This window comes from Oceanibaculum pacificum, assembly GCF_001618175.1.
GTDB lineage: Bacteria > Pseudomonadota > Alphaproteobacteria > Oceanibaculales > Oceanibaculaceae > Oceanibaculum > Oceanibaculum pacificum.
In genome coordinates this window covers 1-22733 of sequence record NZ_LPXN01000102.1, presented here as the reverse complement: position 1 = coordinate 22733, position 22733 = coordinate 1, and the positions used below count along the sequence as shown (strand labels likewise).

Annotated in this window: 24 protein-coding genes and 1 tRNA gene; 7 read left to right on the top strand and 18 right to left on the bottom strand. The window is 67.4% G+C overall.

Annotated elements, in window-relative coordinates; genetic code table 11:
* Positions 1 to 22: 22 nt before the first annotated feature.
* Genes AUP43_RS08795 through AUP43_RS08775 form a run of 5 tightly spaced genes read right to left on the bottom strand, consistent with a single transcriptional unit; the run spans position 23 to position 5263 of the window.
* Positions 23 to 793, bottom strand: a complete 771-nt coding sequence (locus AUP43_RS08795; protein WP_067555327.1) for an enoyl-CoA hydratase/isomerase family protein — start codon at positions 791 to 793, stop codon at positions 23 to 25.
* Positions 786 to 1640 carry a MaoC family dehydratase gene (locus tag AUP43_RS08790; RefSeq protein ID WP_067555324.1) on the bottom strand — a complete coding sequence of 285 codons (855 nt, stop codon included), beginning with the start codon at positions 1638 to 1640 and terminating at the stop codon, positions 786 to 788. The genes AUP43_RS08795 and AUP43_RS08790 overlap by 8 nt, the downstream gene beginning before the upstream one ends.
* Positions 1630 to 3738 (bottom strand): acetate--CoA ligase family protein, encoded by a 2109-nt coding sequence (locus AUP43_RS08785; protein ID WP_067555321.1) that lies wholly within the window; start codon positions 3736 to 3738, stop codon positions 1630 to 1632. Before AUP43_RS08785 ends, AUP43_RS08790 begins: the two co-directional genes overlap by 11 nt.
* Entirely contained in the window at positions 3735 to 4889 is a 1155-nt protein-coding gene (locus AUP43_RS08780) for a thiolase (protein WP_067555317.1), read from the bottom strand. The genes AUP43_RS08785 and AUP43_RS08780 overlap by 4 nt, the downstream gene beginning before the upstream one ends.
* Complete coding sequence (locus AUP43_RS08775; RefSeq protein WP_067555313.1) at positions 4886 to 5263, bottom strand: Zn-ribbon domain-containing OB-fold protein; 378 nt, start codon at positions 5261 to 5263, stop codon at positions 4886 to 4888. Before AUP43_RS08775 ends, AUP43_RS08780 begins: the two co-directional genes overlap by 4 nt.
* Positions 5264 to 5477: 214 nt before the next feature.
* On the opposite strand from AUP43_RS08775, the gene AUP43_RS08770 reads away from it, so the two are divergent.
* The gene (locus AUP43_RS08770) at positions 5478 to 6257 is read left to right on the top strand and encodes an IclR family transcriptional regulator (RefSeq protein WP_067555310.1); all 780 of its coding nucleotides are present in this window, start codon (positions 5478 to 5480) and stop codon (positions 6255 to 6257) included.
* A gap of 36 nt (positions 6258 to 6293) precedes the next feature.
* Here AUP43_RS08770 and AUP43_RS08765 read toward each other — a convergent pair whose 3' ends face one another.
* Positions 6294 to 8108: a monovalent cation:proton antiporter-2 (CPA2) family protein gene (locus AUP43_RS08765; protein WP_067555307.1), complete on the bottom strand. Its 1815-nt coding sequence runs from the start codon at positions 8106 to 8108 to the stop codon at positions 6294 to 6296.
* Positions 8109 to 8249: 141 nt separating this feature from the next.
* Here AUP43_RS08765 and AUP43_RS08760 point away from each other — a divergent pair, with 141 nt between their 5' ends.
* Both AUP43_RS08760 and AUP43_RS08755 read left to right on the top strand, forming a co-directional pair.
* Complete coding sequence (locus tag AUP43_RS08760) at positions 8250 to 9179, top strand: N-carbamoyl-D-amino-acid hydrolase (protein ID WP_067555304.1); 930 nt, start codon at positions 8250 to 8252, stop codon at positions 9177 to 9179.
* Positions 9176 to 9805: a flavin reductase family protein gene (locus AUP43_RS08755; RefSeq protein ID WP_067555301.1), complete on the top strand. Its 630-nt coding sequence runs from the start codon at positions 9176 to 9178 to the stop codon at positions 9803 to 9805. The genes AUP43_RS08760 and AUP43_RS08755 overlap by 4 nt, the downstream gene beginning before the upstream one ends.
* 1 nt (position 9806) lies before the next feature.
* Here the strand turns inward: AUP43_RS08755 and AUP43_RS08750 are convergent, their stop codons facing one another.
* The 11 genes from AUP43_RS08750 to gatC form a co-directional block, all read right to left on the bottom strand.
* Positions 9807 to 11066, bottom strand: coding sequence for an MFS transporter (locus AUP43_RS08750; RefSeq protein WP_067555298.1), 1260 nt, complete (start codon positions 11064 to 11066; stop codon positions 9807 to 9809).
* Between the two features lie 89 nt (positions 11067 to 11155).
* Positions 11156 to 11914, bottom strand: a complete 759-nt coding sequence (gene otsB, locus AUP43_RS08745) for a trehalose-phosphatase (RefSeq protein WP_198154857.1) — start codon at positions 11912 to 11914, stop codon at positions 11156 to 11158.
* Positions 11915 to 11970: 56 nt separating this feature from the next.
* On the bottom strand, positions 11971 to 12441 hold the full coding sequence (locus tag AUP43_RS08740) for a DM13 domain-containing protein (RefSeq protein WP_067555292.1): 471 nt from the start codon (positions 12439 to 12441) through the stop codon (positions 11971 to 11973).
* 130 nt (positions 12442 to 12571) lie between these two features.
* Positions 12572 to 12647, bottom strand: a tRNA-Phe gene (locus AUP43_RS08735).
* An 86-nt stretch (positions 12648 to 12733) separates the two neighbouring features.
* Positions 12734 to 12952: a DNA gyrase inhibitor YacG gene (locus AUP43_RS08730; RefSeq protein WP_067555289.1), complete on the bottom strand. Its 219-nt coding sequence runs from the start codon at positions 12950 to 12952 to the stop codon at positions 12734 to 12736.
* Positions 12953 to 13024: 72 nt separating this feature from the next.
* The gene (locus AUP43_RS08725) at positions 13025 to 14212 is read right to left on the bottom strand and encodes a ribonuclease E/G (protein WP_067555286.1); all 1188 of its coding nucleotides are present in this window, start codon (positions 14210 to 14212) and stop codon (positions 13025 to 13027) included.
* On the bottom strand, positions 14194 to 14817 hold the full coding sequence (locus AUP43_RS08720; RefSeq protein ID WP_084462665.1) for a Maf family nucleotide pyrophosphatase: 624 nt from the start codon (positions 14815 to 14817) through the stop codon (positions 14194 to 14196). The genes AUP43_RS08725 and AUP43_RS08720 overlap by 19 nt, the downstream gene beginning before the upstream one ends.
* Positions 14818 to 14845: 28 nt before the next feature.
* Positions 14846 to 15064, bottom strand: coding sequence for a translation initiation factor IF-1 (gene infA / locus AUP43_RS08715; protein ID WP_067555280.1), 219 nt, complete (start codon positions 15062 to 15064; stop codon positions 14846 to 14848).
* 135 nt (positions 15065 to 15199) lie between these two features.
* The gene (gene gatB, locus AUP43_RS08710; protein WP_067555278.1) at positions 15200 to 16657 is read right to left on the bottom strand and encodes an Asp-tRNA(Asn)/Glu-tRNA(Gln) amidotransferase subunit GatB; all 1458 of its coding nucleotides are present in this window, start codon (positions 16655 to 16657) and stop codon (positions 15200 to 15202) included.
* A 4-nt stretch (positions 16658 to 16661) separates the two neighbouring features.
* A complete protein-coding gene (gatA, locus tag AUP43_RS08705; protein ID WP_067555275.1) occupies positions 16662 to 18140 on the bottom strand; it encodes an Asp-tRNA(Asn)/Glu-tRNA(Gln) amidotransferase subunit GatA in 1479 nt (492 codons plus the stop codon).
* Positions 18140 to 18427, bottom strand: a complete 288-nt coding sequence (gatC, locus tag AUP43_RS08700) for an Asp-tRNA(Asn)/Glu-tRNA(Gln) amidotransferase subunit GatC (protein ID WP_067555272.1) — start codon at positions 18425 to 18427, stop codon at positions 18140 to 18142. Before gatC ends, gatA begins: the two co-directional genes overlap by 1 nt.
* An 80-nt stretch (positions 18428 to 18507) precedes the next feature.
* Here gatC and ruvX point away from each other — a divergent pair, with 80 nt between their 5' ends.
* From ruvX to AUP43_RS08680, 4 genes are all read left to right on the top strand, one after another.
* Entirely contained in the window at positions 18508 to 19017 is a 510-nt protein-coding gene (gene ruvX, locus AUP43_RS08695; RefSeq protein ID WP_067555269.1) for a Holliday junction resolvase RuvX, read from the top strand.
* 12 nt (positions 19018 to 19029) lie between these two features.
* Entirely contained in the window at positions 19030 to 19959 is a 930-nt protein-coding gene (locus tag AUP43_RS08690) for an AEC family transporter (protein ID WP_067555266.1), read from the top strand.
* A 91-nt stretch (positions 19960 to 20050) separates the two neighbouring features.
* Positions 20051 to 21277, top strand: a complete 1227-nt coding sequence (locus AUP43_RS08685; protein WP_067555263.1) for a CaiB/BaiF CoA transferase family protein — start codon at positions 20051 to 20053, stop codon at positions 21275 to 21277.
* Between the two features lie 11 nt (positions 21278 to 21288).
* The gene (locus AUP43_RS08680) at positions 21289 to 21675 is read left to right on the top strand and encodes a RidA family protein (RefSeq protein ID WP_067555260.1); all 387 of its coding nucleotides are present in this window, start codon (positions 21289 to 21291) and stop codon (positions 21673 to 21675) included.
* Between the two features lie 4 nt (positions 21676 to 21679).
* On the opposite strand, the gene AUP43_RS08675 is transcribed toward AUP43_RS08680, so the two are convergent.
* A complete protein-coding gene (locus AUP43_RS08675; RefSeq protein WP_067555258.1) occupies positions 21680 to 22627 on the bottom strand; it encodes an acetamidase/formamidase family protein in 948 nt (315 codons plus the stop codon).
* Positions 22628 to 22733: the final 106 nt, after the last annotated feature.

Below are 22733 nucleotides of genomic sequence, written 5' to 3'. Positions count from 1 at the left end.
TGTTTCCTCGCCTGTGTTCTTCTCAGCGGCCGACGAAGCGCGGCGCGCGTTTCTCCAGGAAGGCCGCGCGGCCCTCGCCGTGATCCTCGGTGGTCATCAGGGCGGCCTGCATGTCGCGCTCCCACTCCAGCACCGCGTCCAGCCCGCGCGACAGGTAGCGCCGGGTGACGGCCAGAGGCAGCGGGGCCGAGGCCGCCAGCGTGCGGGCGCGCGCCAGCGCCGCATCCAGCGCGCCTCCGGTCGGGGCGATCCGGTCGATCAGGCCGATGGCCAGCGCCTGGGCCGCCTCCACCGGCTCGCCATAGAGCAGGATCTGCCGCGCCCTGCCCTCGCCGACGCGCTGCGGCAGCGTGTGCATCAGCCCCAGATCGCCGACCAGGCCGAGCTTGCCGAAGGGGGCGGAGAATTTCGCCGAATCGGCGGCCACCACCGTGTCGCACAGCAGCGCCAGCGACAGCCCCGCCCCGGCGGCCCAACCCTCGACGGCGGCGACGATGGGCTTCGAGCCGCCAGCCATCAGGCGCGCCATCTCATGCGTGACGCGGAAGCGTTCGCGCCCGGCCGCCAGGCTGGCATTGCCCTGCCCGGTGATATCGCCGCCGGCGCAGAAATGCCCGCCCGCGCCGGTCAGCACCAGGGCGCGGATGTCGGCATCGGTTTCCAGCCGCCGCAGCGCCTCGATCATGCGCTCGCGCATCGCCATCGACAGCGCGTTGCGCCGGGCCGGATTATCCAGCGTCAGAATGGCGATCTCGCCCTCGCGCCGTTCGTGAAGGGGGGATGCCTCAAGCATTGCCGAACTCCGCCTTGCCGTTATTCACCACCACCATGTCGCGCTCCACCACCCGCGCCCGGAACGCGCCGGAACGCCAGATTTCGGTGCGGATCGTCTCGCCGGGGAAGACCGGGCTGGAAAACCGCAGGTCGAGCGCGCGCAACCTGGCCGAATCATATTCCGCCAAGGCGCGGACCAGGGCATGCGTCACCACGCCCAGCGTGCACAGCCCATGCAGGATCGGCCGGGGGAATCCGGCCTTCGCCGCCGTGCCGGGGTCGACATGCAGCGGATTGTCGTCGCCGTTCAGCCGGTAATAATGCGCCTGCTCCGGCCGGGTCGGCAGGTCGACCACCATGTCTGGCGCTCCATCGGGCACCGGATGCGGCGGCTTCACCGGGCCGGACGGACCGCCAAAGCCGCCATCGCCGCGCAGGAAGGTGGTGGAGCTGGTGGTGGCGTAATGCGTGCCGTCCGCCCCGCGCAGCTCCTTCTCGGAATACAGCAGCGCGCCCTTGCCCGCGCCCTTGTCGATAATGCCGGTCACCCGGGTCTTGCCGATAATCTCGCCTTCGACCGGCAATGGGCGATGGATCACGATGCCCTGCTCGCCATGCACCAGCTTCACGGCATCGACGCCGGTTTCCGGGTTGCGCAGCCAGAAGCCGGGATAGCCCAGCACCACGGCGATGGACGGCATCGCCTTCATCGGCCGCTGGAAATCGACGAAATCGAGCTGCCTTTCGTCCAGCGGGTCCTGGCCCAGGCCAATGGACAGCGCATAGAAGGCGCTATCGCGCTTGGTGAGGGTCTGCCGTACCTCCGGGATTGGGAAATTCAGCAGTTTTTCGTACTCAATGGCCATCGCCGCCCCCTATCTCGATCACCGCGTCGGCGGCGTAAGCGCCGTGGCCGACAGGCAGGACGATCACCGGGTTCAGATCGATGGATTGCAGCTTTTCCCCCTGGCCGTGGGCAAAGCTGGACAGCCGCGACAGCATCTCGGCCAGCGCCTTGATGTCGGCCTTTGGCCGGCCGCGCGCGCCCAGCAGCAGCGGCGCGCCCTTCAGCGAGCGGATCATCCGCTCCGCCACATCGACGCCGAACGGGCAGCGGCGGAAGGCGACATCCTTCACGATCTCGACGAACACGCCGCCCAGCCCGACCATCGCCACCGGGCCGAACACCGGGTCGCGATGGATGCCCAGGATGCATTCCACCCCGCCCTTTAGCTGCCGGGCCACCAGCACGCCCTCGATTCGGGCCTGCGGGGCGTGCGCCTTGGCGCGCTCTATTAGCGTCGCAAAGCCGGCGCGCACGCCGGCCTCGTCGGCCACGTCCAGCAGCACGCCGCCGATCTCGGTCTTATGCAGAATGTCGGGCGAGACGATCTTGAGGACCACCGGGAAGCCGAATTGCGCGGCCGCCGCGACCGCCGCATCGGCAGTGGCGCAGACTTCCTCCGGCACCGAGGCGATGCCGGCCTGGGCCAGCAGCTTCTTGGCTTCCGCCTCGCTGGGATTGCTGGAGGGCAACCCGACCTTCGGCACGGTCAGCGGCGGCTGGCCGGGCTGGCGCGCGAAGCCCGCGCCGAACGTGCCCATCGCCGAAATCGCCACGGTGGCGCGCGTCGGGTCGGCGAAGACGGTGAAGCCGTCGGCCTCGAACTCGCGCACCCGTTCCGCCCCGGCGACCAGGGACAGCACATAGAGACGGTCCGGATAAGCGTCCTTCAACAGCCGGAATTGCTCGCGCAGCCGGGCGGACAGGCTGGGCGCGTCGGCGGTGTAGGTCAGGAAGCCCAGAATGCTGCTATAGCCGCCCTCCTTCACCACCGCCTCGCCGAACTGGCCCAGCAGCGATAGATCGTTCAGCACCTGCGCGGTGGCGTCCACCGGGTTGCGCGGCGCGGCATAGGGCAGGATTTCCTTCAGCCGGGCCTGCGATGCCGCCGGCATCTGCGGCATGTCCAGCCCCAGCTCCTCCGCCGCGTCGGAGATGACGACGCCGGCCCCGCCGCTGACGGTGATGACGCCCAGCGTGTTCTTCGCCGGATAGATTTTCCGGGTGGCGAGCTGGGCGATGTCCAGCATCTCGTCCGTGGTCCGGGCCTGCACCGCGCCGAATTCCTCCAGCACCGCGCTGGTCACCGCGTCGTCGCCGGCGATGGAGGCGGTGTGCGATATTGCCGCCGCCCCACCGATGGCGCTGCGGCCGACCTTCATCACCACGACCGGCTTGCGCGCCTGGCGGGCCGCCTCCAGCGCGCGAATGAAGCTGTCGCCCTTGTTTATGCCCTCGGCATAGGCGGCGATGACATCGATTTCCGGGTCTTCCACCATGCGGCCGATCACGTCGCCGATGGAGATATCCGCCTCGTTGCCGGTCATGACGGCGGTGGCGATGCCCAGGCCGCGCTCGCGCATCACGGCGACCAGATGGCCGCAATAAGCGCCCGACTGGCTGGCGATACCGATGCGGCCGACATCCGGGAAGCCGCCCTCGAACACCGAGGTGAAGGTGCCGTAGAAGCCACTGCGCATGTCGAACAGGCCCAGCGTGTTGGGGCCTACCAAGCGCATATTGCCGGCCTGTGCCGCGGCCACCACGCGCGCCTGCTCGCGTTCGCCCTCGCCGCCCATTTCCGCGAAGCCGGCGCTGAACACGATGGCGGCGGGCACGCCGCGCCCGGCCAGCGCGCTCACCGTATCGGCTACCAGGGCGGCCGGCACGGCGATGATCGCCACATCCGGCGTCTCCGGCAGATCGGCGACCGAGGCATAGGCCGGCAGGCCCTGAATCTCCGGCCGGTTCGGGTTCACCGGCATGATCCGGCCGGTGAAGCCCCGCGCCAGCATCGCGCCGATGGGCCGCCCGCCGATCCGCTTGGGATCGGCCGACGCGCCGATGATGGCGACCGAACGCGGCGCGAACAGCCGCGCGAGCTGTTCGCTGCCGCTCACAGTGCCGCCTCGCTGCCGAGCAGCGCCGTGACCTGGCTGGACAATGTGCCGCCATTGCCGTGGCAGATCGCGACATCGCACTTGTCGAGCTGGCGGTCGCCGGCCTGGCGGCGCAGCTGCGTCACCGCCTCGATGATCAGGAACAGCCCGTACATGCCGGGATGCACGCAGGACAGGCCGCCGCCGCTGGTGTTCACCGCCAGCTTGCCGCCGGGCGCGATGGTCCCGCCCTGCACGAAGCGGCCGCCCTCGCCCTTGGGGCAGAATCCGAGGTCTTCCAGGAACAGCAGGGTGGTGATGGTGAAGGCGTCATACAGCATCACCAGATCGCAATCGGACGGCTTCAGCTTCGCCATCCTGAAGGCGCGCGGGCCGCTTTCGGCGGCGACCGTACGGGTCAGATCGGCCATCTGGGCGATGGAACGGTGAGAATGCGCGCCGCCGACGCCCAGCACATAGGCCGGCTTCTGCTTCAGATCCTTCGCCCGGTCGGCGCGCACCATCACGCAGGCCGCCCCGCCATCTGTCACCAGGCAGCAATCGCGCGTGGTCAGCGGGTCGCTGATCATGCGGGCGTTCAGCACATCCTCGCGGCTCAGCGGGCCGCGCTCGAAAGCGCTGGGATTCTTGTTGGCCCATTGCCGCGCGGCGACGGCGATGTCGGCCAGCATCTCGCGGGTGGTGCCGAACTCATGCATGTGCCGCTGCGCCGCCAGCGCATAGGCGGTCACCGGATGGCGCGGCTTGAACGGCGCCTCGTGCCATTGCGGCTCGCTCATCGAGACGAGACGCCCGCCGGCGGTGCGCTGGTTGGAGCCGTAGCAGATCAGCACCGCGTTGCAGATGCCGGCCTCTAGCGCCAAAGCAGCCTGTAGCAGATGCATCTCGAACGACGAACCGCCGATATTCGTGCCGTCGAAGAAAGCCGGCTTGATGCCGAGATATTCCGCCACCGAGAGCGTCGGAAAGGCGTGCGTGCTGGTCGCGGCGCACAACCCGTCGATATCCTTCAGCTCCAGCCCGGCATCCCGGACGGCGGCGATGGCCGCCTCGCCCAGCAGCTCCATGGCGCTGCGGCCGGGCGATTCGCCCCAGCCCGCCCCGCCAATGCCGACGATGGCCGTGCGGCCGCGCACGCTGTCCGCGCTCATGCGTTACCTGCCAGGTCGAACACCACGACCTTCTCACCCTCAAGCTCGGCGATCCGCGCTTTCACCGGCGCGCCGACCGGCGCGGTCTCCACGCCCTCGATGCGGGTCATCAGGCGCGGCCCTTCCTCAAGCTGCACCAGGGCGATGTTGTAGCTACCCTGGCGGGTGCGGTTGACGGTGATGGAATAGACCGTGCCCCGGCCCGAGGCCGGCACCCACTCCAGGTCGCTCGCCCCGCTGCCGGGTGCTGCGACGCGCGGGTAGAACACATATTGCCCGGTCGACGGGCTGCGCTGGATCATAAAGCGGCCTTCCTCCAGGAAGGCGCGGTACTGGGCTTCCGGCCCGGGGCCGGGAGTAGCGATCGGGATCATGTGTTTCTCTTTCGTCCTTATTAGATTATTCTCTATTCAGAATTATATTCCGTATAGAGAACAAACATTGTAGATTTACGACACCACCTAACATTGCTGGTATGACCAATTCTTGCCATGTTGCACCGCACAATGCATAGAATGAGCTGAACGGCATGGCTTGCTTTCGCGACCATGGTACATTCGATATTGAGAATTGCAATCGGGGTATTGAATGAAATCCGATCCTGAAAAGCAGCGCGAGGTCGGCGCGGTGGTGCATGCGATGCGGATATTGCAGCATCTGGCCGGCGTTCCCGGCCCGCAGGGCGTGGCCGCCATCGCCCGGGCCACGGGCATCAGCCCCAGCACCTGCTTCAGCATTCTGCGCACCATGGCGCGCGGGCGCTTCGTCAGCTTCAGCGAGACCGACAAGACCTACAGCCTGGGCCTCGCCGTCTCCGAGTTGGCCATCGGCATGATCGGCAGCTCCTATCTCGATCTGATCCGCCCGGAGATCGAGCGGCTGGCGCTCAATCATGGCATGCTGATAGCACTCTGGCGGATCACCGAGGACGGGCACATCGTCGTGCTGGATCGGGCCTATGGCGAGCATGTGGTCCGCGTCGACATGCGCGTCGGCTCACGCCTGCCGGCGCTGATCGGCGCGGTCGGGCGCTGCGTGGCGGCGCATCTGCGCCTGCCCTCGGCGGAGCTGCGCCGGCGCTTCACCACGCTGCGCTGGCAGAACCCGCCCAGCTTCGAGGATTTCGAGGCCGAGGTGGCGGAGGCCGGCCGCAAGGGCTGGACCAAGGATGTCGGCAATCTCTATCGCGGCATCACCACCATCGCCAGCGTGGTGACCGACCATAACGGCCACCCCCGGTTCGGCATAAGCGGCATCGCCATCCAGGGCCAGCACACGCCCGAGCAGATCGACCGGCTGGGCGAGGCCCTGCGCGACGTTGCCGGCTATATCGGCCGCTCGCTCTTCCCGCATGGCGGCAAGGGGTAGCGGCGTCTCGAAGGACAGGGCGGCAGCCCAGAACTCTCAAGCCGTCTGCCGCACCGTCGTCTGCTCGCCGGTAAGGTCCACCGGCTCCTCGGTGCGGTCGGGCTGTTTCAGCGGTTCGGGCTGCATGGTCTTCTGGTGCATCAAATCGGCCCCGGCCTCGATGCCGCGCAGACGTTGCAGTTCCAGCCGCGCGGCGTCGCGCTCGCGCACATCGGCTTCCACCTCGGCGGCCCGCTCCGGCTCCACGCCGGCCGCCACCAGCGCCTCGCGACCGACGATCACCGCCGCGTCGAAGGTTTCGCGCAGCTGGTAATCCACGCCAGCCTCCATCAGCGCAATGGCGTGCACCCGGTCATAGGCGGTGGCGTAGATACGGCTGTGCGGACACTGGATGCGCAACGCCTTGCAGATTTGCAGCGATATGTTCGCCTCGCCGACGCATACCAGGATCACCCTCGCCTCGCTGGCCCCGGCGGCGGTCAGCACGTCGGCGCGCCGCCCGTCGCCGTAATAGACCTTGAAGCCGAACCGGGCGGCCGCCTTGATGCGGTCGGGATTGACGTCGAGCATCGTCGTCGCCACCCCGCTCGACAGCAGCACCTGGGAGGCGATCTGGCCGACGCGGCCGAAGCCGATCACCAGGATCGAGCCGCCCGCGCCGTCGAAATCCTCGGCTGGCTTGGCGCTCGCCGGTCGACGCCGCTTCAGGAACCGCTCGCCCAGCGCGGCCAGCGGCGGCACGACGATCATCGATAGCGCCGACAGGGCGATCAGATGGCCGGCAATCTCCGCCGACAGCAGGCCGGCCCCGGCGATCATCGGCAGCAGCACGAAGGCGAACTCGCCGGCCGACGCCAGCACCAAGCCGATACGCAGCGCCTCGATGCGCGGCGAGCACAAGGCCCAGGCCAGCAGCGCAGCCACCGCGATCTTCACCACCAGATAGGCCGGCAGCAGCACGGCCAGCACGGCGGAATCGACCAGCACCGCGCGCAGATCGACGATCATGCCGATGCTCATGAAGAACAGCGCCAGCAGCAGCCCGCGAAACGGCTCCACATCGGCGCGGATCTGGTGGCGGTAGGAGGATTCGGCCAGCATCACGCCGGCCAGGAACGCGCCCAGCGCCATCGAGATGCCGACGGCGGCGGCCGCCAGCGCCGCCCCCAGCACAACCAGCAGGGCGGCAGCGGTCATCACCTCGCGCACGCCGGAGGAGGCGATGATCCGGAACAGCGGGTCCAGCAGATAGAACCCGGCCAGCACGATGCCGGCCACCACCGCCAGCGCCAGCGCGGCATCCAGCAGCGGATCGCCGGTCAGGCCGGCCGAACCGCCGGACAGAAACAGGATCGGCACCAGCGCCAGCACCGGCACGGTCAGCATGTCCTGCGTCAGCATCACCGCGAAACTGCGCTGGCCATAGCGCTTCGGCAAATCCCCGCGATCCTCCAATATCTGCAAGGCGACCGCCGTGCCGGACAGCGACAGGGCGAAACCCACCAGCAGCGCCGTGGTGAGATCGTACCCGGTCCACATGGCGATGGTCGCGACGGCCACCGTGGTCAGCACCACCTGGCCCACGCCGAGACTGAGGATTTCGCCGCGCATCTCGATCAGCCGCGACAGCCTGGTGTCCAGCCCGATGACGAACAGCAGCAGCACAACGCCAAGCTGGGCGACATCCATCACCCCCTCGGCATCGTCGAATACGGCCATTCCCGACGGGCCGATGGCGATGCCGGCGCACAGATAGCCGACGACCGAGCCGAACCCCAGCCGCTTGAACAGGGCCGGCGCGACGATAGCCGCCGCCAGGAACGTCACCACCTGCAAGACCAGACCGTCCATCCGCTTCCTCGCCGCGAGACCGTGCAATAGCCTCAATAAAGCACAGGCACGGGATCGGAATCGCGGGAAATCTGGCCCTATCCCAATGCCCGCTTCTGCGCTATGTGAAGATGTAAGGAAGCCTAACAAGGAGAGAAGGTCATGCGTATCGTCACCCTCGCCGCCGCGCAGTTGGGGCCGATCCAGCGCGCCGAAAGCCGCCAGCACGTCGTCGCCCGCATGCTGGAGCTGATGGATCAGGCGAAGGCCAAGGGCGCCACCATGATCCTGTATCCGGAGCTGGCGCTGACCACTTTCTTCCCCCGCTGGTACATGGAGGATCAGGCCGAGGTCGATGCCTGGTTCGAGCGCGAGATGCCGAACGCAGCGACCCTGCCGCTGTTCGAGCGGGCCAAGGAATACGGCATGGCGATGAGCTTCGGCTATGCCGAGTTGACGCCGGAAGGCCGGCACTTCAACACCTGCATCCTGGTCGACCGGACCGGCAAGATCGTCGGCAAATACCGCAAGACCCACCTGCCCGGCCATTCCGAATTCGACACCAGCCGCGCCTTCCAGCATCTGGAGAAGCGCTATTTCGAGCCGGGCGACACCGGTTTCCCGGTCTGGCGCACCGAGGGCGGGCTGTTCGGCATGTGCATCTGCAACGACCGCCGCTGGCCGGAGACCTACCGCGTCATGGGCCTGCAGGGCGTGGAAATGGTGCTGCTGGGCTACAACACGCCGTCGGTGAATTCGCAGAAAGCCGATGAAGGGCCGGAAAAGCGGCTGTTCCACAACCGGCTGTCGGTGCAGGCCGGCGCGTACCAGAATTCCACCTGGGTCGCCGCCGTCGCCAAGGCCGGGAACGAGGACGGCTTCCCGCTGATCGGCGGCAGCCTGATCGTCGACCCGAACGGCGAGATCGTCGCCGAGGCAACGACCGAGGATGACGAACTGCTGGTGCATGCCTGCGATCTGGACGCCACCAAGTTCGGCAAGGCCACCATCTTCGACTTCGCGCGGCACCGCCGGATCGAGCATTACGGCCGCATCACCGCACAGACCGGCGTTGAGCTGCCGCCGGAATGAAGTTCCAGCTCGACGCGCTGGAGCCCACGCTTCAGTACAAGCTGCTCGCCGCCACCGTGGTGCCGCGCCCGATCGCGCTGGTCGCCACGGCGGACGAACACGGCAATCAGAACGCCGCGCCCTACAGCTTCTTCAACACGATGGGCGAGAACCCGCCGACCCTGGTGCTGGGCTTGCAGGAGAAGGCCGACGGTTCGCTGAAGGACACCACGGTCAACATCCAGCGCAGCGGCCAGTATGTCGTCCATACCGTCGACGAGGGCATCGCCGAGGCGATGGATCTATGCGCCGCCGAATTTCCCCGCGGCCTCAGCGAGGCCGCCGCCGCCGGGCTGACGCTGGTGCCCTCCGACCGGGTTGCCCCGATGCGCATCGCCGAGGCCCCGGTGGCGTTCGAGTGCGAGCGCATCGCCATGGTTCAGGTCAGCCCCGGCCGGCAGATCGTCATCGGCAAGGTGCTGACGATGCATGTGCGCGACGGGCTGATCGACCCCGACACGCTGCGGGTGGACACCGCGCAATATCGCCCGGTCGGCCGGCTGTTCGGCACGCTCTATTGCCGCACCGGCGACCAGTTCGAGCTGCCGCGCCCGACCTATGCCGAATGGAAGGCCCGGCAGGAATAGCTCATGCCGGCTGCGCCGCCGGCGCCGGCTCTTCCTCGGCGCTGGGCTTGGTCTCGCCCACCATGGTCCAGAAAAACACCAACCCCACCGCGGCCGCCCCGGCCAGGAAGGTGAAGCCGCCGGCATAGCTGGTGGCGGCGACAACGAAGCCGGTGACCACATTGCTGGCCGATGCGCCGATGGCGTGCGCCGTGGCGATGGCCCCCACGGTCACATTATAGCGCCCAGTGCCGCGCGTCAGGTCGGCGCACATCACCAGCCAGACCACGCCGAAAATACCGGCACCGATGCCGTCCAGCGTCTGCACCGCGATCAGCCAGGCCGGATCGTCGCTGACGGTATAGAGCAGCCCGCGAACCGGCAGCGCGGCGAAGGCCAGCAGGAACACTGGCTTGCGGCCCCATATCTCGCAATAACGGCCGGCGAACTTCGCCATCGGGATCATCACCAGCTGCGCCACCACGATGCAGGCCGACATATACAAGGTCGCCCCCTCCGGCGCGCTGGAGGCCATGTACTGGCCGACCACCGGCATCATCGCCGCATTGGCGAAATGGAACAGCACGACGGAGATCGCGAACATCAGCAGCCGCCGGTCGGCCAGCACGGTCAGCAGGCCGGCGGTCTTCGGATGCTCCTTATCGGCCGATTCCGGCGCGGCGCGCGCCAGCTCATGGTCGATGTCGTCCTCGCGGATCGCCAGGATCGACACGATGCTGGCCACCGCGAACAGGGCGACGGCGAAGAACACCCATTCCGGCGACAGCAGGTAGCCCAGCACGCCGGCCAGGATCGCCGAGGCGGCGTTGCCGGCATGGTTGAACATCTCGTTGCGACCCTGCCGCCCCGGATAGCGCTTGAAGCCGACCATGCCCAGCGTGATCGCCGCCAGGCCAGGCATCAGGATGGCCGCCGCCATGCCCATCAGCGCCTGGAAGGCGACGATGGCGTAGATATTCACGAAGGCCGGGATGGTCATGAGGATGCAGCTCACGCCGACGACCGCCGTCGCCAGCGCCATCAGCAGCCGCTTCCGCCGGGTCGAATCGATCAGGGCGCCGGCCGGCGTCTGGGTGATCACCGAGGCCAGCCCCATCGCGGCCATCGCCACACCGATTCCCGCCGCGTCCCAATCATGGCTGGCCAGCAGATAGATACCGAGGAACGGCCCGACGCCGTCGCGCACATCGGCCAGGAACAGATTGGCCCAGTCCAGCCCCTTCAGGCTGCGGGCATGCGGGGTGCGGACAGCCTGGCTCATCGTCGGTGCTCACGTGAAAGAGGCGCCGCGAGAGCACGACGCCTGGGGGGGAACGATAAAATAGTATCTAGTTTCGTCCGACGCCGCGTCTAGTGTATTGCCTCGCGCGCCAGCCAATCCCGCACCGCGGCCGGATCGGGCGTCCGCAGCCGGGCGGCGCTGCCGCCCTCCCCCACCTTCACGCCGATACCGCCCAGTAACTGGGCCGCCTGGATGGCGTCCTCATCCGTCGTGTCGTCGCCCAGCATGACCGGCCGGCGGCCGGCGAAGGGCGACCGGTCCATCAACCGTCGCAGCGCCCGACCCTTATGCGCGGTGGCCGGTTTTACCTCCACCACCATCTTGCCGGGCTGGAACACCAGGCCCGACGCCGAGGACGCCGCCTTCTGGGCGGCTTGCAGGCAGGCTTCCTCCGCCTTGGGCGCGGCGCGGTAATGCAAGGCGGCCACCGGCCCTTTCAGCTCCAGCCTTACGCCTGGGTGCGATATGGCGACCGCCTGCATCGGGGCCAGGACGCTATCGGGCAGCGGGTCAGGTCGTTCAGCCGGCGTCCACCCAGGCGCGATCACTTCCAGCCCATGTCCGCCGGCCCGCCACACGCCATCGGGTGTGCGGGCGGCGAGGTCGCGTATATCCCGCCCACTCAGGATCGCCACCGCACCGCCCAGGCGCGCCGCGAGCGCCGTCAGCGCCAGCGCCGCACAAGCATCAAGCCGGATCGCATTGGGATCGTCGCCGATCTCGGCCAGCGTGCCGTCGAAATCGATAAACAAGGCGTCGTCTTCCGTCAGGCGGAAGCCGTCGAGGTCGCACATCGCCATCCGTCGCGCCGAATTCTGTAGGTTCATGCTGATAGAACGCTCGGGACGGGAAAAGTTTCCCGCCATCGGCGATTCACCCCGCGTCAGCGATAGCGCGCGGCGGTGATGAATTCCGAGAAGGCTTCGCACCAGACCAGCACGGTGGTGTAATCGGCCGGGTCAATGCCTGCGGGCAGGTCCAGGATGAAACCGTCGAAGCTCTTCACGTCGCCGATCCGCCGGGCGGCGGATTTGACCGGCAGGAATTCATCCTCATGCGCGACGAATTCCTTTACCAGATAGAGCTTGTAATCCGGGCCGGGCGCCAGGCGGCCTTCATGCACGATCTGCGTCGCGGTCACGCTGATCCGCCCCTCGCCCCAATGCAGCAGGTCGCTGCCCCTAAGGTCGCGCGTGAAGTCTGCCGCGAACAGCGCGCCTTGCGCGCTTCCCTGCAAATTTTCCGCGGTTGGCGAGTCCGGCGCGGTCAACACCGGCAGGAAATAGACGCCAAGGGCAAACCCCAGAACAACCGCCGCCCCATGCGTAACCGCAGCCAGAACAATCCGCCGCATGCCGCCTCCCGCCTAGAGAATTGCAACAAGTCTGGATAGACGCCAGCCACAAGTCCAGACCGGACCGCTACACAAGGACGTGAAGATCGCACCGAAGGGAAATGCGCTACAGCCGGCCATTGAAGGAGAATGGTGCCCAGGGGCGGATTCGAACCACCGACACTGCGATTTTCAGTCGCATGCTCTACCAACTGAGCTACCTGGGCTTAAGGCGCTGAGCGGTCTGGCTTATAGGAAATTCCCGGCGGCCTGTCCAACACTTTCCGGGCCGGACGATACTTAAAGTGTCATATCAGGATTCGCTGTCGCGCTCGCGGGCGGCGGCGAGGAGGTCGGCTTCGTCGGGCTCCTCGTCGGTCGGGATGCGGTAGGTGTCGCCAAGCCAGCGGCCCAGATCGATCCGGTGGCAGCGCGGGGAGCAGAAAGGCCGGTTCTTCTCGGCCGATGGCTTGCCGCAGATCGGGCAGCCGGGCTTGCGGCGGCGGCTCGGCAGATGGTGGATTTCGGCCATGGCGGATCGCTCGGGTTCCGGTACGTGAGCGGTCGAGATAAGCGCCCCGGGCTGCCCCGTCAATCCACCCCGTCAACCTTTGGCGAGCTGTTCGGCCAGCGTGTCGCGGTCGCGCGGGCGGATCAGCTCGACCAGGCCGCCATTTGTATAGCCCAGCACCTGCACCGGCACGCGGTCGCCGGCCACGGCCTGGCGCAGCGCGTCCAGCAGGCGCGCGCGGTCGGCCCTGGCGTCGAGCCGGGGAAAATCGGCCAGGATAAGGCCGGAGAGCGCGCGCAGGCAGATCTGCCGCGCCACCGGGCCAACCGCCGCGAAGGCGGCCTCGCGCGGCGCGCGGCCGCCGCTGTTCACATCGATGGCGACCAGCGCCTCGGTCGGGTCGATCACCAGCTCGCCGCCGCCGGGCAGCGGCACGCGGCGCTCCAGCGCGGCGGCAATCTGCTCCTCCACCCCTTCGGCGGCGAACAGAGATGTCGGGCCGCGATGCTGCGACAGGCTTTCCAGCAGCGCCGGTCGGTGCGCCTCGGCATAGCGCCGGGCGCGGGTGAAGCCAGTCAGCTCAGCGCGGATGGCGCAATCGTCGGCGATCTCCCCCAGCAGCCGCTCCAGCAGCCCCGGCGGCCGGTCCAGCACCGCCGGGGGCTGGAGGGCGGCGGCCTTGTCCAGCAGCCCCTGCCAGCGCGCCAGCAGGCCGGTCAGCTCAGCCCGCAGCGCCGCCGCGTCGGCGCCCTGGGCGGAGGTGCGCACGACCAGTCCGGCCTGCGCCGGCAACGGACAATCGAGCACCGTCTGGCGCAGCCGCGCGCGCTCCGCCTTGTCAGGTATCTTCCGCGACACGGCGATTCCCGGCCGGCGCGGGGTGAAGACCAGATGCGTGCCGGCCAGCGAGATATCGGCGGTCACGGCCGCGCCCTTGGCGTCGCCCTGGGCATCCTTCACCTGCTGCACCAGCACGGCGGCCCCTTCGGTCACGCTGCGCCCGATGGGCGTGTCGGCGCTGACATCGGGATGCAGCCAATGCGCCGCCGCGCCGGACAGAAAGGCCGGCGGTGTCTGGCCGATATCAACAAAGGCGGCGTTCAGCGGCTTGACGACCTCCGCGACGCGGCCGAGGAATATCCAGCCCAGCCGGCTTTCATGGCCAGCGCGCTCGACCAGCAATTCGATCAGCTCGCCATTGCGCAGCAGGGCGATCCGGGTGCTGTCCGCCCCCAGCTCGATCAGGATGGAATCGATGCCGTTCAGCCCGGCGCCAGGCATGGGTATCCGTGCCCCGCCAACAGCTTGTAGGCCATGTGCAGATCCAGCCCGACCACATTGGTATAGGAGCCGACAAGCTGGGCGACGAAGATCGCCGCCAGCCCCTGCACCGCATAGCCGCCGGCCTTGCCCTGCCATTCGCCGCTGGCGATGTAGCAGCGCAGCTCCTCGTCCGACAGGCGCTTGAAGGTGACGGCGGTGGTGACGACGCGGACCACCCGGCGGCCGTCGGGCGCGATCAGGCACAGCCCGCCGATAACCTTGTGGCGATGGCCGGACAGCAGCGCCAGGCAGGCGCGCGCCTCAGCCTCGGTCTCCGCCTTGGGCAGGATGCGGCGGCCGACCGCGACCACCGTATCGGCGGCCAGCACGAAGCCGCCGGCATGGCGCGCGGCGACGGCCAGCGCCTTGGCCTCGGCCAGGCGCCTGACGTAGTCCAGCGGCAATTCGCGGGGCTGCGGGGTTTCGTCGAGCTCGGCGGGATCGATAGCGTCGGGCGTCAGGCCGATCTGCGCCAGCAGGTCGCGGCGGCGCGGCGAGGCGGAGGCCAGAATCAGCTTGGCCTGCGCGGGGGGCCGCGCAGGCATGGATGCAGGCGCGGGCATGGCCCCTCCCGGCTCCCGGCGGAGCCGCTTACTTGAAGCGGAAGGTAATGCGACCCTTGGTGAGGTCGTAGGGCGTCATTTCGACATTGACGCGGTCGCCGGCCAGCACGCGGATGCGGTTCTTGCGCATCTTGCCCGACGTGTGCGCCAGCACTTCATGATCATTGTCCAGCTTCACGCGGAACATGGCATTCGGCAGCAGTTCTGCGACCGTGCCAGAAAATTCGATGACGTCTTCCTTCGCCATAGGCGTCCCTTCTTGTGGAAATTCCGACCTGTGTTTGAGCCGAAGTTTGAACGAGGTCAACCTTTTTCAAGAATGCCGCGGACATGCCGGGCATTCTTGAACGGTTCTTCTTCGACTTAATTCAGTCGGTTGGGCTCAGCCCAGCTTCGCCTTCAGCATCTCATTGACCATGCCGGGGTTGGCCTTACCCTGGCTGGCCTTCATGGTCTGGCCGACGAAGAAGCCGAACAGCTTGTCCTTGCCGGCCTTGTATTCCGCCACCTTGTCCTGGTTGGCGGCGATCACGTCGTCGATGATCTTCTCGATGGCGCCGGTGTCGGAAACCTGGCGCAGCCCTTTCTCCTCGATGATCGCGTCGGCGTCCTTGCCGGTGGCGAACATCTCGGCGAACACATCCTTGGCGATGCGGCCGGAGATCGTGCCGTCCTTGATGCGGGCGATCATCTGGCCCAGCGCCGCGGCCGAGACCGGGCTCTCGGCGATGGGCTTGCCGGCGGTGTTGAGCTGCCCGAACAATTCGGTGATCACCCAGTTGGCGGCCAGCTTGGCGTCGCCGCTGGACGTCACCACCTGCTCGTAGAAGCCGGATGTCTCCTGCTCCGCTACCAGCACGCCGGCATCGTAGGCGGACAGGCCATAGGCCTCCATGAAGCGCTGCTTCTTGGCGTCCGGCAATTCCGGCAGGCTGGCCTTGATCGTCTCGATCCGCTCCTCGGTCAGCACCAGCGGCAGCAAATCGGGATCGGGAAAATAGCGGTAATCATGCGCGTGCTCCTTGGAACGCATGGAGCGGGTCACCCCCTGGCGCGAATCGAACAGGCGGGTTTCCTGAACGATCGTGCCCCCCTCCTCGATCACCTCGACCTGGCGGCGCGCCTCATACTCGATGGCCTGCTTCACGAAGCGGATCGAATTCACATTCTTGATCTCGCAGCGCGTGCCCAGCGGGTCGCCGGCCTTGCGCACCGACACGTTGGCGTCGCAGCGCATGGAGCCTTCCTCCATGTTGCCGTCGCAGGTGCCGAGATAGCGCAGGATGGCGCGCAGCTTGGTCAGATACGCCGCCGCCTCGTCGCCGGAGCGCAGGTCGGGCTTGGAGACGATCTCCATCAGCGCCACGCCGGAACGGTTCAGGTCGATATAGCTCCTGCTCGGGTGCTGGTCATGCAGGCTCTTGCCGGCATCCTGCTCCAGATGCAGCCGCTCGATGCCGACTTCCTTGGTGCTGCCGTCCGGCAGGTCGACCAGCACCACCCCCTCGCCGACGATAGGCTTCTCGTACTGCGAGATCTGGTAGCCCTGCGGCAGGTCGGCATAGAAATAGTTCTTCCGGGCGAACACGCTGGTTCGGTTGATCGCCGCGTTCAGCCCCAGGCCGGTCTTCACCGCCTGGTCGACGCAGACCGTGTTGATGACCGGCAGCATGCCCGGCATGGCCGCATCGACCAGGCTGACCTGGCTGTTCGGCTCCGCGCCGAACTCGGCCGAGGCACCGGAGAACAGCTTGGCGTTGGAGGTGACCTGCGCATGCACTTCCAGGCCGACGACGACCTCCCAGGTGCCGGTGCTACCCTCGATAAGCAATCCGCTCATGCTCTTATTCTCCCGCCAGGAAGGACGGCTTGGTGCTGAATGCCGCCGCCTTCTCGATCACCCGGCCGACTTTCAGGACCGTCTCCTCATCGAACGCCTTGCCCAGCACCTGCAGGCCCAGCGGCAGCCCGTCAGACGACAGGCCGGAGGGCACCGACAGGCCGGGAATGCCGGCCAGGTTCGCCGGCACGGTGAACACGTCCTGCATGTACATGGCGACCGGATCGTCCATTTTCTCGCCCAGGGCGAAAGCCGCCGAGGGGGATGTCGGCGTCAGGATCACATCGCACTGCTGATAGGCCTTCTTGAAATCGTCGGCGATCAGCGTGCGGATCTTCTGCGCCTTCAGGTAGTAGGCATCGTAATAGCCGGCCGACAGCACATAGGTGCCGATCAGCACGCGGCGCTTCACCTCCGCCCCGAAGCCGGCGGCGCGGGTGTTCTCGTACAGCTTGTCCAGCGAATCGCCCTCAACCCGCAGGCCGTAGCGCACGCCGTCATAGCGCGCCAGGTTGGACGACGCCTCGGCCGGCGCGATGATGTAATAGGTCGGCAGCGCGTGCTTCGTGTGCGGCAGGCTGACCTCGACCGGCTCCATGCCGGCTTCCTTCAGCCATGCGATGCCCTGCTGCCACTGCCGCTCGATCTCGGCCGGCATGCCGTCAACGCGGTATTCCTTCGGGATGCCGACGCGCAGCCCCTTCACCGAGCCGTCCAGCGCGGCGCGGTAATCCGGCACGGCGATATCGACCGAGGTGGAATCCTTCGCATCGTAACCCGCCATGACGCCCATCATGATGGCCGCGTCGGTGACGCTGCGGGTCATCGGCCCGGCCTGGTCCAGCGAGGAGGCGAAGGCGACGATGCCCCAGCGCGAGCAGCGCCCGTAGGTCGGCTTCAGCCCGACGATGCCGGTGAAGGAAGCCGGCTGGCGGATCGAGCCGCCGGTATCCGTGCCGGTGGCGGCGATGGCGGCATGGGCGGCGACCGCCGCCGCCGACCCGCCGGAAGAGCCGCCCGGCACCAGCGGCCGGTTGTCGCCGGCCTTGCGCCAGGGGCTTTCGACCGTGCCGTAATAGGAGGTGATGTTGGCCGAGCCCATGGCGAACTCGTCCAGATTCAGCTTGCCCAGCATGACCGCGCCGGCATCCCACAGCTTCTGGGTGACGGTCGATTCATAGGTCGGCGTGAAGCCGCCCAGGATATGGCTGCCCGCCGTGGTCTGCACGCCCTTGGTGCAGTAGAGATCCTTGATGCCCAGCGGCAGCCCGTCCATCGCGCGGGATTCGCCCTTGGCCCGCCGCGCATCGGACGCCTTCGCCATAGCAAGCGCCTGGTCCGGCGTCTCGGTGATGTAGGCGTTGAGCGGCCGCGCCTTTTCCATCGCCGTCACATAGGCGGCGGTCAGCTCGGCGCTGGAGAAATCCTTCTTGGCGAGGCCGTCCAGGGCCGCCGCCATCGTCAATCCGGTCAGATCAGTCATTACTCGACCACCTTGGGCACCACGTAATAGCCATGCGCCGTATCCGGCGCGTTCGCGAGCACGTCTTCCTGGATGCCGCCATCGGTGACGACATCCGCGCGCTCCGGCAGCAGGCGCTCGACGACGCTGCTCATCGGCTCCGCATCGCCGGTATCGACAGCGTTCAATTGCTCGATCCAGCCCATGATGCCGGACAGCTCCTTGGCGTAGAGCTCCAGCTCGTCCTCGTTCAGTCTTATGCGCGCCAGTCGGGCGATGTTCGCGACGGTGGCCTTGTCCATCGACATGCTGTAAGTCTTCCTCGCGGAACGGCGGAAAGCCGCAGAATTCAGGGATTCGTGAAACGCGGCGGAAAGTAGCATCGGCCATGACGCACCGCAACCCCGACACCCCGCCCCAGCCGCCGGAAAACAGCCCCATCGAGGCCGTGCTGGCGCTGATCCAGGCGCTCAAGCCGCGCGCCCGGCTGCTTGGCCTGGATGTCGGCTCCACCACCATCGGCACCGCGCTGTCCGACTTCAGCCGCTCCATCGCCTCGCCGCTGGAAACCATCGCCCGCAGCAAGCTGACGAAAGATATGGAGGCGCTGCGCAGGATCGTCACCGAGCGCGAGGTCGGCGCGCTGATCATCGGCCTGCCGGTGAATATGGACGGCAGTGAGGGGCCGCGCTGCCAGTCGACCCGGCAATTCGCCCGCAACATCGCCCCGCTGGGCCTGCCCTACGCCTTCTGGGACGAGCGCCTGTCGACCGCCGCAGTCACCCGGCTGATGATCGACGCCGACATGACCCGCAAGCGGCGCGGCGAGCTGGTCGACAAGATGGCGGCGGCCTACATTCTGCAAGGCGCGCTGGACGCGGCGCGCAAGGCGCGGTAAACGCCCCCTATCATGGTTTCCGTCCTCTCCGCCCTCGGCCCCATCTTCCTGATGATCCTGCTCGGCACGCTGCTGAAGCGCGGTCTCGTTTTTCCCCGTCTCGGCCTGGGCGACGCCTTCTGGGACGCGACCGAGCGGCTGACCTATTACGTGCTGTTCCCGGCCATGCTGCTGACCCGCGTGGCCGGCTCCAGCGTCGGCGAGTTGCAGATATTGCCGATGGCCGCAGCCCTGGTCGCGCCGATCCTGATGATCATCGGCTGGCTGCTGCTGATGCGCGGCCGGCTGCATATGGACATGCCGGCGCTGACCTCGGTGATGCAGGGCGCCATCCGCCCGAACATCTATGTCGTCATCGCCGCCGCCAGCGCGCTGTACGGCGCGGCCGGCAACACGCTGGTCGCCATCGCCATCGCCGTGGTGGTGCCGACGGTGAACGTATTGTCGGTCATCCTGCTGGCGCGGCTGAACGGCACGGCGGAGCCGGGCAGCCGCAGCATCGTGCGGGCGCTGGCCAGCAACCCGATCATTCTCGCCGTGTTCCTGGGCCTCGCGCTCAACGGGCTGAACATCAGCCTGCCGCCGGTCCTGGGCCCGGCGCTGGACGCCATCGGCCGCGCCGCCCTGCCGATCGGCCTGCTATGCGTCGGCGCGGGGCTGGATTTCGCCGCCGCCAAGGCCGGCCAACGCGGCATTCTGATCTCCGGATTGCTGAAGCTGCTGCTGCTGCCGGCGCTCACCGCCTTCGCCTGCTTCGTGTTCGGCGTCGAGGGGTTGACGGCGAAGGTGGCGGTGCTGTTCTCCGGCACCCCGGCGGCCTCATCCTCCTACATCCTGGCCCGGCAGATGGGTGGCGACCACCGGCTGATGGCCGGCATCCTCACCGCCCAGGTCATCGCCGCCGCCCTGACCCTGCCCGTGGTGGTGATGTTCCTGATGTAAGGCAGGGTAGCCGCCCCGGCGCTTGACGCCTCGGCGTCTATCGGCGACGGTCGCGCACCTGTCATAGACCCGAACATCACGGCCGCATCCCATGACCCAGCCTTTCCCCGGACCGCTCGCGGGCATCCGCATTTTCGACCTGACCCGCATCCTGGCCGGCCCCAGCGCCACGCAGATGCTGGGCGACCTCGGCGCCGACGTGATCAAGATCGAACGGCCGGGCCAGGGCGACGACACGCGCAAATGGGGCCCGCCCTACATCAAGGATGCCGAGGGCAACGACACCTCCGAGAGCGCCTATTATCTGTGCGCCAACCGCAATAAGCGCTCGGTGACGCTGGACATCGCCACGCCGGAAGGCCAGGCGCTGGCGAAGAAGCTGATCGCCGAATGCGATGTGCTGGTGGAGAATTACAAGACTGGCGGGCTGGCGAAATACGGCCTGGGCTATGAGCAGTTGAAGGCGGAATTCCCGCGCCTGGTCTATTGCTCGGTCACCGGCTTCGGCAATACCGGCCCTTATGCGGAGCGCGCGGGCTACGATTTCGTCGCCCAGGGGCTGGGCGGCATCATGTCGATCACCGGCGAGGTCGAGGGCGAGCCGGTGAAGGTCGGCGTCGGCATCGCCGATCTGATGTGCGGCATGCATTCCGCCGTCGCCATCCTGGCGGCGCTGCGCCACCGCGACGCCACCGGCGAGGGCCAGCATATCGATGCCTGCCTGCTGGACACCCAGGTCTCCTGGCTGGTCAACGAGGCGACCAACTATCTGGTCTCCGGCACCGTGCCGGTGCGGCGCGGCAATGCGCATCCCAACATCGTGCCCTACCAGGTGTTCAAGGCCTCGGACGGCTACATCATCCTGGCTTGCGGCAATGACGGGCAGTATCAGCGCTTCTGCACATTCGCGCAGATCGAGCATCTGGCGACCGATCCGCGCTTCGTCGGCAATCCGGACCGGATTCGCAACCGCGAGGAACTGATCCCGCTGATCCAGGCGGTGACGGCGACGCAGAGCGTGGCCTATTGGGTCGACGGGCTGGAAGGCTGCAACGTGCCGTGCAGCCCGGTGAACCGCATCGACCAGGTGTTCGAGGACCCGCAGGTGAAGGCCCGCAACCTGACCGTCCAGATGGACCACCCGCTGTCGCCCGACCCGGTGACCATGCTGGCCTATCCGCTGAAGCTGTCCGGCACGCCGGCGACCTACCGCCTGCCGCCGCCGCTGATGGGCCAGCACACGGACGATGTTCTGGGCGGACTTTTGAACCTGCCGGCCGAGGAAATCGAGGCGCTGCGCGCCAAGGGCGTGATCTGAGGGAGGATGCCATGCTGACCAAGCGCAACCCGAACGGCGTGCCGCAGCCGGCCTCGAAATACGCCCAGACGGTCGAAGGCTCCGGCGCTTTGCGCTGGCTGCATGTTTCCGGGCAGATCGGCGTCACCGCCGATGGCGCGGTGCTGGACGGCTTCGAGGCGCAGTGCGAGCAATCCTTCCAGAACATCGTCGCCTGCCTGGAAGCGTCCGGCATGGGCGTCGAGGATCTGGTGAAAGTGACGGTGCTGATCACCCGCCAGCAGGACGTGCCGGCCTACCGCGCGATCCGCGACCGCATGCTGAAGGGCGTGGAGACCGCCTCCACCCTGATGGTCGTGGCGGGGCTGGCCAGCCCCGCCTTCCTGGTCGAGATCGAGGCGGTGGCCGCCAAGGGTTGAGGCGCTATTTCGCGCCGTGCAGCGCCGCCTTCGGCAGCATGGCGTGGATGCCCTTATGCTGGTTCACCAACTGGCTGACGCGCAGATCGCAGGCCAGGCTGCACAGGGTATAGGCGTCCTCCCGGCTGAGGTTGGATTTGGCGCAGATCAGCTCGATCATGCCGCGCAGCGCGATCTTCGCCGCCTCGTCGAGATCGGGGTCGAGGCCGATGGTGATGTAGTGCTTCGCGGTTTCCGCCTGCGGCAGTTTCAGGCTCATATCCTTACGCACGACGAACTCGAAGGTGCCGCTCAGCGCCGTCTCGATGGCGGTGATACAGACCTCGCCATCGCCCTGCACCGCATGGCCGTCACCGCAGGAGAACAGGCCGCCCTCGTTGAACACCGGCAGATAGAGCGTGGCCCCCGGCTTCAGCTCCTTGATGTCGAGATTGCCGCCCATGGCGCGCGGGATGATGGTGGTCTGCGCCCCCCAGCCCGGCGGCGGGGCGACGCCCATCACGCCGAAGAACGGGTCGAGCGGCAGATCGACGCCCCAGGGCAGCTTCGCCACCATCTTCTCCAGATCCATGCGGATGTGCAGCAACCGCATGTTCGGGAACTCGTCCGGCAGGGTGCCGCCGAGCGGGCGGATGATGTTCCAGCCCCAATCGTCGCGCAACGACACGTCGATGATGCGCACTTCCAGCACGTCGCCGGGCATCGCGCCCTTCACCGCCACCGGGCCGGTGAGGATATGGCCGGGCAACAGGCGCGGCGATTTCGCGTGAATTTCCTTCAGCTCGGGACGCACCACGATGCCCTCGCCGCTGGTCACCTCCGGCGCGCCGGAGACGGTGTGGATCGTCACCCGGTCGCCCGATTCCACCTCCAGCACCGGCTTGATCTTCGCGTCGAACGCGCCCCAGTGACAGGTTTCGGGGCTGGAGGAAAGCGTGTGATGCTTGGACATGGGAACCCGGATGATTGCGGAAGGATGAGCCGCATTTGAGCAGAGGGAGCCGACGCTTGCCAGTGGCTTTGAAAAGCAGACAGCGGCCTTATGCTTCGAGACGCCC

Coding starts and splice junctions, on each gene's coding strand:
- AUP43_RS08795 (WP_067555327.1), bottom strand. CDS start 793: ATGCTTGAGGCATCCCCCCTTCACGAACGGCGCGAGGGCGAGATCGCC.
- AUP43_RS08790 (WP_067555324.1), bottom strand. CDS start 1,640: ATGGCCATTGAGTACGAAAAACTGCTGAATTTCCCAATCCCGGAGGTA.
- AUP43_RS08780 (WP_067555317.1), bottom strand. CDS start 4,889: ATGAGCGCGGACAGCGTGCGCGGCCGCACGGCCATCGTCGGCATTGGC.
- AUP43_RS08775 (WP_067555313.1), bottom strand. CDS start 5,263: ATGATCCCGATCGCTACTCCCGGCCCCGGGCCGGAAGCCCAGTACCGC.
- AUP43_RS08770 (WP_067555310.1), top strand. CDS start 5,478: ATGAAATCCGATCCTGAAAAGCAGCGCGAGGTCGGCGCGGTGGTGCAT.
- AUP43_RS08765 (WP_067555307.1), bottom strand. CDS start 8,108: ATGGACGGTCTGGTCTTGCAGGTGGTGACGTTCCTGGCGGCGGCTATC.
- AUP43_RS08760 (WP_067555304.1), top strand. CDS start 8,250: ATGCGTATCGTCACCCTCGCCGCCGCGCAGTTGGGGCCGATCCAGCGC.
- AUP43_RS08755 (WP_067555301.1), top strand. CDS start 9,176: ATGAAGTTCCAGCTCGACGCGCTGGAGCCCACGCTTCAGTACAAGCTG.
- AUP43_RS08750 (WP_067555298.1), bottom strand. CDS start 11,066: ATGAGCCAGGCTGTCCGCACCCCGCATGCCCGCAGCCTGAAGGGGCTG.
- otsB (WP_198154857.1), bottom strand. CDS start 11,914: ATGAACCTACAGAATTCGGCGCGACGGATGGCGATGTGCGACCTCGAC.
- AUP43_RS08740 (WP_067555292.1), bottom strand. CDS start 12,441: ATGCGGCGGATTGTTCTGGCTGCGGTTACGCATGGGGCGGCGGTTGTT.
- AUP43_RS08730 (WP_067555289.1), bottom strand. CDS start 12,952: ATGGCCGAAATCCACCATCTGCCGAGCCGCCGCCGCAAGCCCGGCTGC.
- AUP43_RS08725 (WP_067555286.1), bottom strand. CDS start 14,212: ATGCCTGGCGCCGGGCTGAACGGCATCGATTCCATCCTGATCGAGCTG.
- AUP43_RS08720 (WP_084462665.1), bottom strand. CDS start 14,817: ATGCCCGCGCCTGCATCCATGCCTGCGCGGCCCCCCGCGCAGGCCAAG.
- infA (WP_067555280.1), bottom strand. CDS start 15,064: ATGGCGAAGGAAGACGTCATCGAATTTTCTGGCACGGTCGCAGAACTG.
- gatB (WP_067555278.1), bottom strand. CDS start 16,657: ATGAGCGGATTGCTTATCGAGGGTAGCACCGGCACCTGGGAGGTCGTC.
- gatA (WP_067555275.1), bottom strand. CDS start 18,140: ATGACTGATCTGACCGGATTGACGATGGCGGCGGCCCTGGACGGCCTC.
- gatC (WP_067555272.1), bottom strand. CDS start 18,427: ATGTCGATGGACAAGGCCACCGTCGCGAACATCGCCCGACTGGCGCGC.
- ruvX (WP_067555269.1), top strand. CDS start 18,508: ATGACGCACCGCAACCCCGACACCCCGCCCCAGCCGCCGGAAAACAGC.
- AUP43_RS08690 (WP_067555266.1), top strand. CDS start 19,030: ATGGTTTCCGTCCTCTCCGCCCTCGGCCCCATCTTCCTGATGATCCTG.
- AUP43_RS08685 (WP_067555263.1), top strand. CDS start 20,051: ATGACCCAGCCTTTCCCCGGACCGCTCGCGGGCATCCGCATTTTCGAC.
- AUP43_RS08680 (WP_067555260.1), top strand. CDS start 21,289: ATGCTGACCAAGCGCAACCCGAACGGCGTGCCGCAGCCGGCCTCGAAA.
- AUP43_RS08675 (WP_067555258.1), bottom strand. CDS start 22,627: ATGTCCAAGCATCACACGCTTTCCTCCAGCCCCGAAACCTGTCACTGG.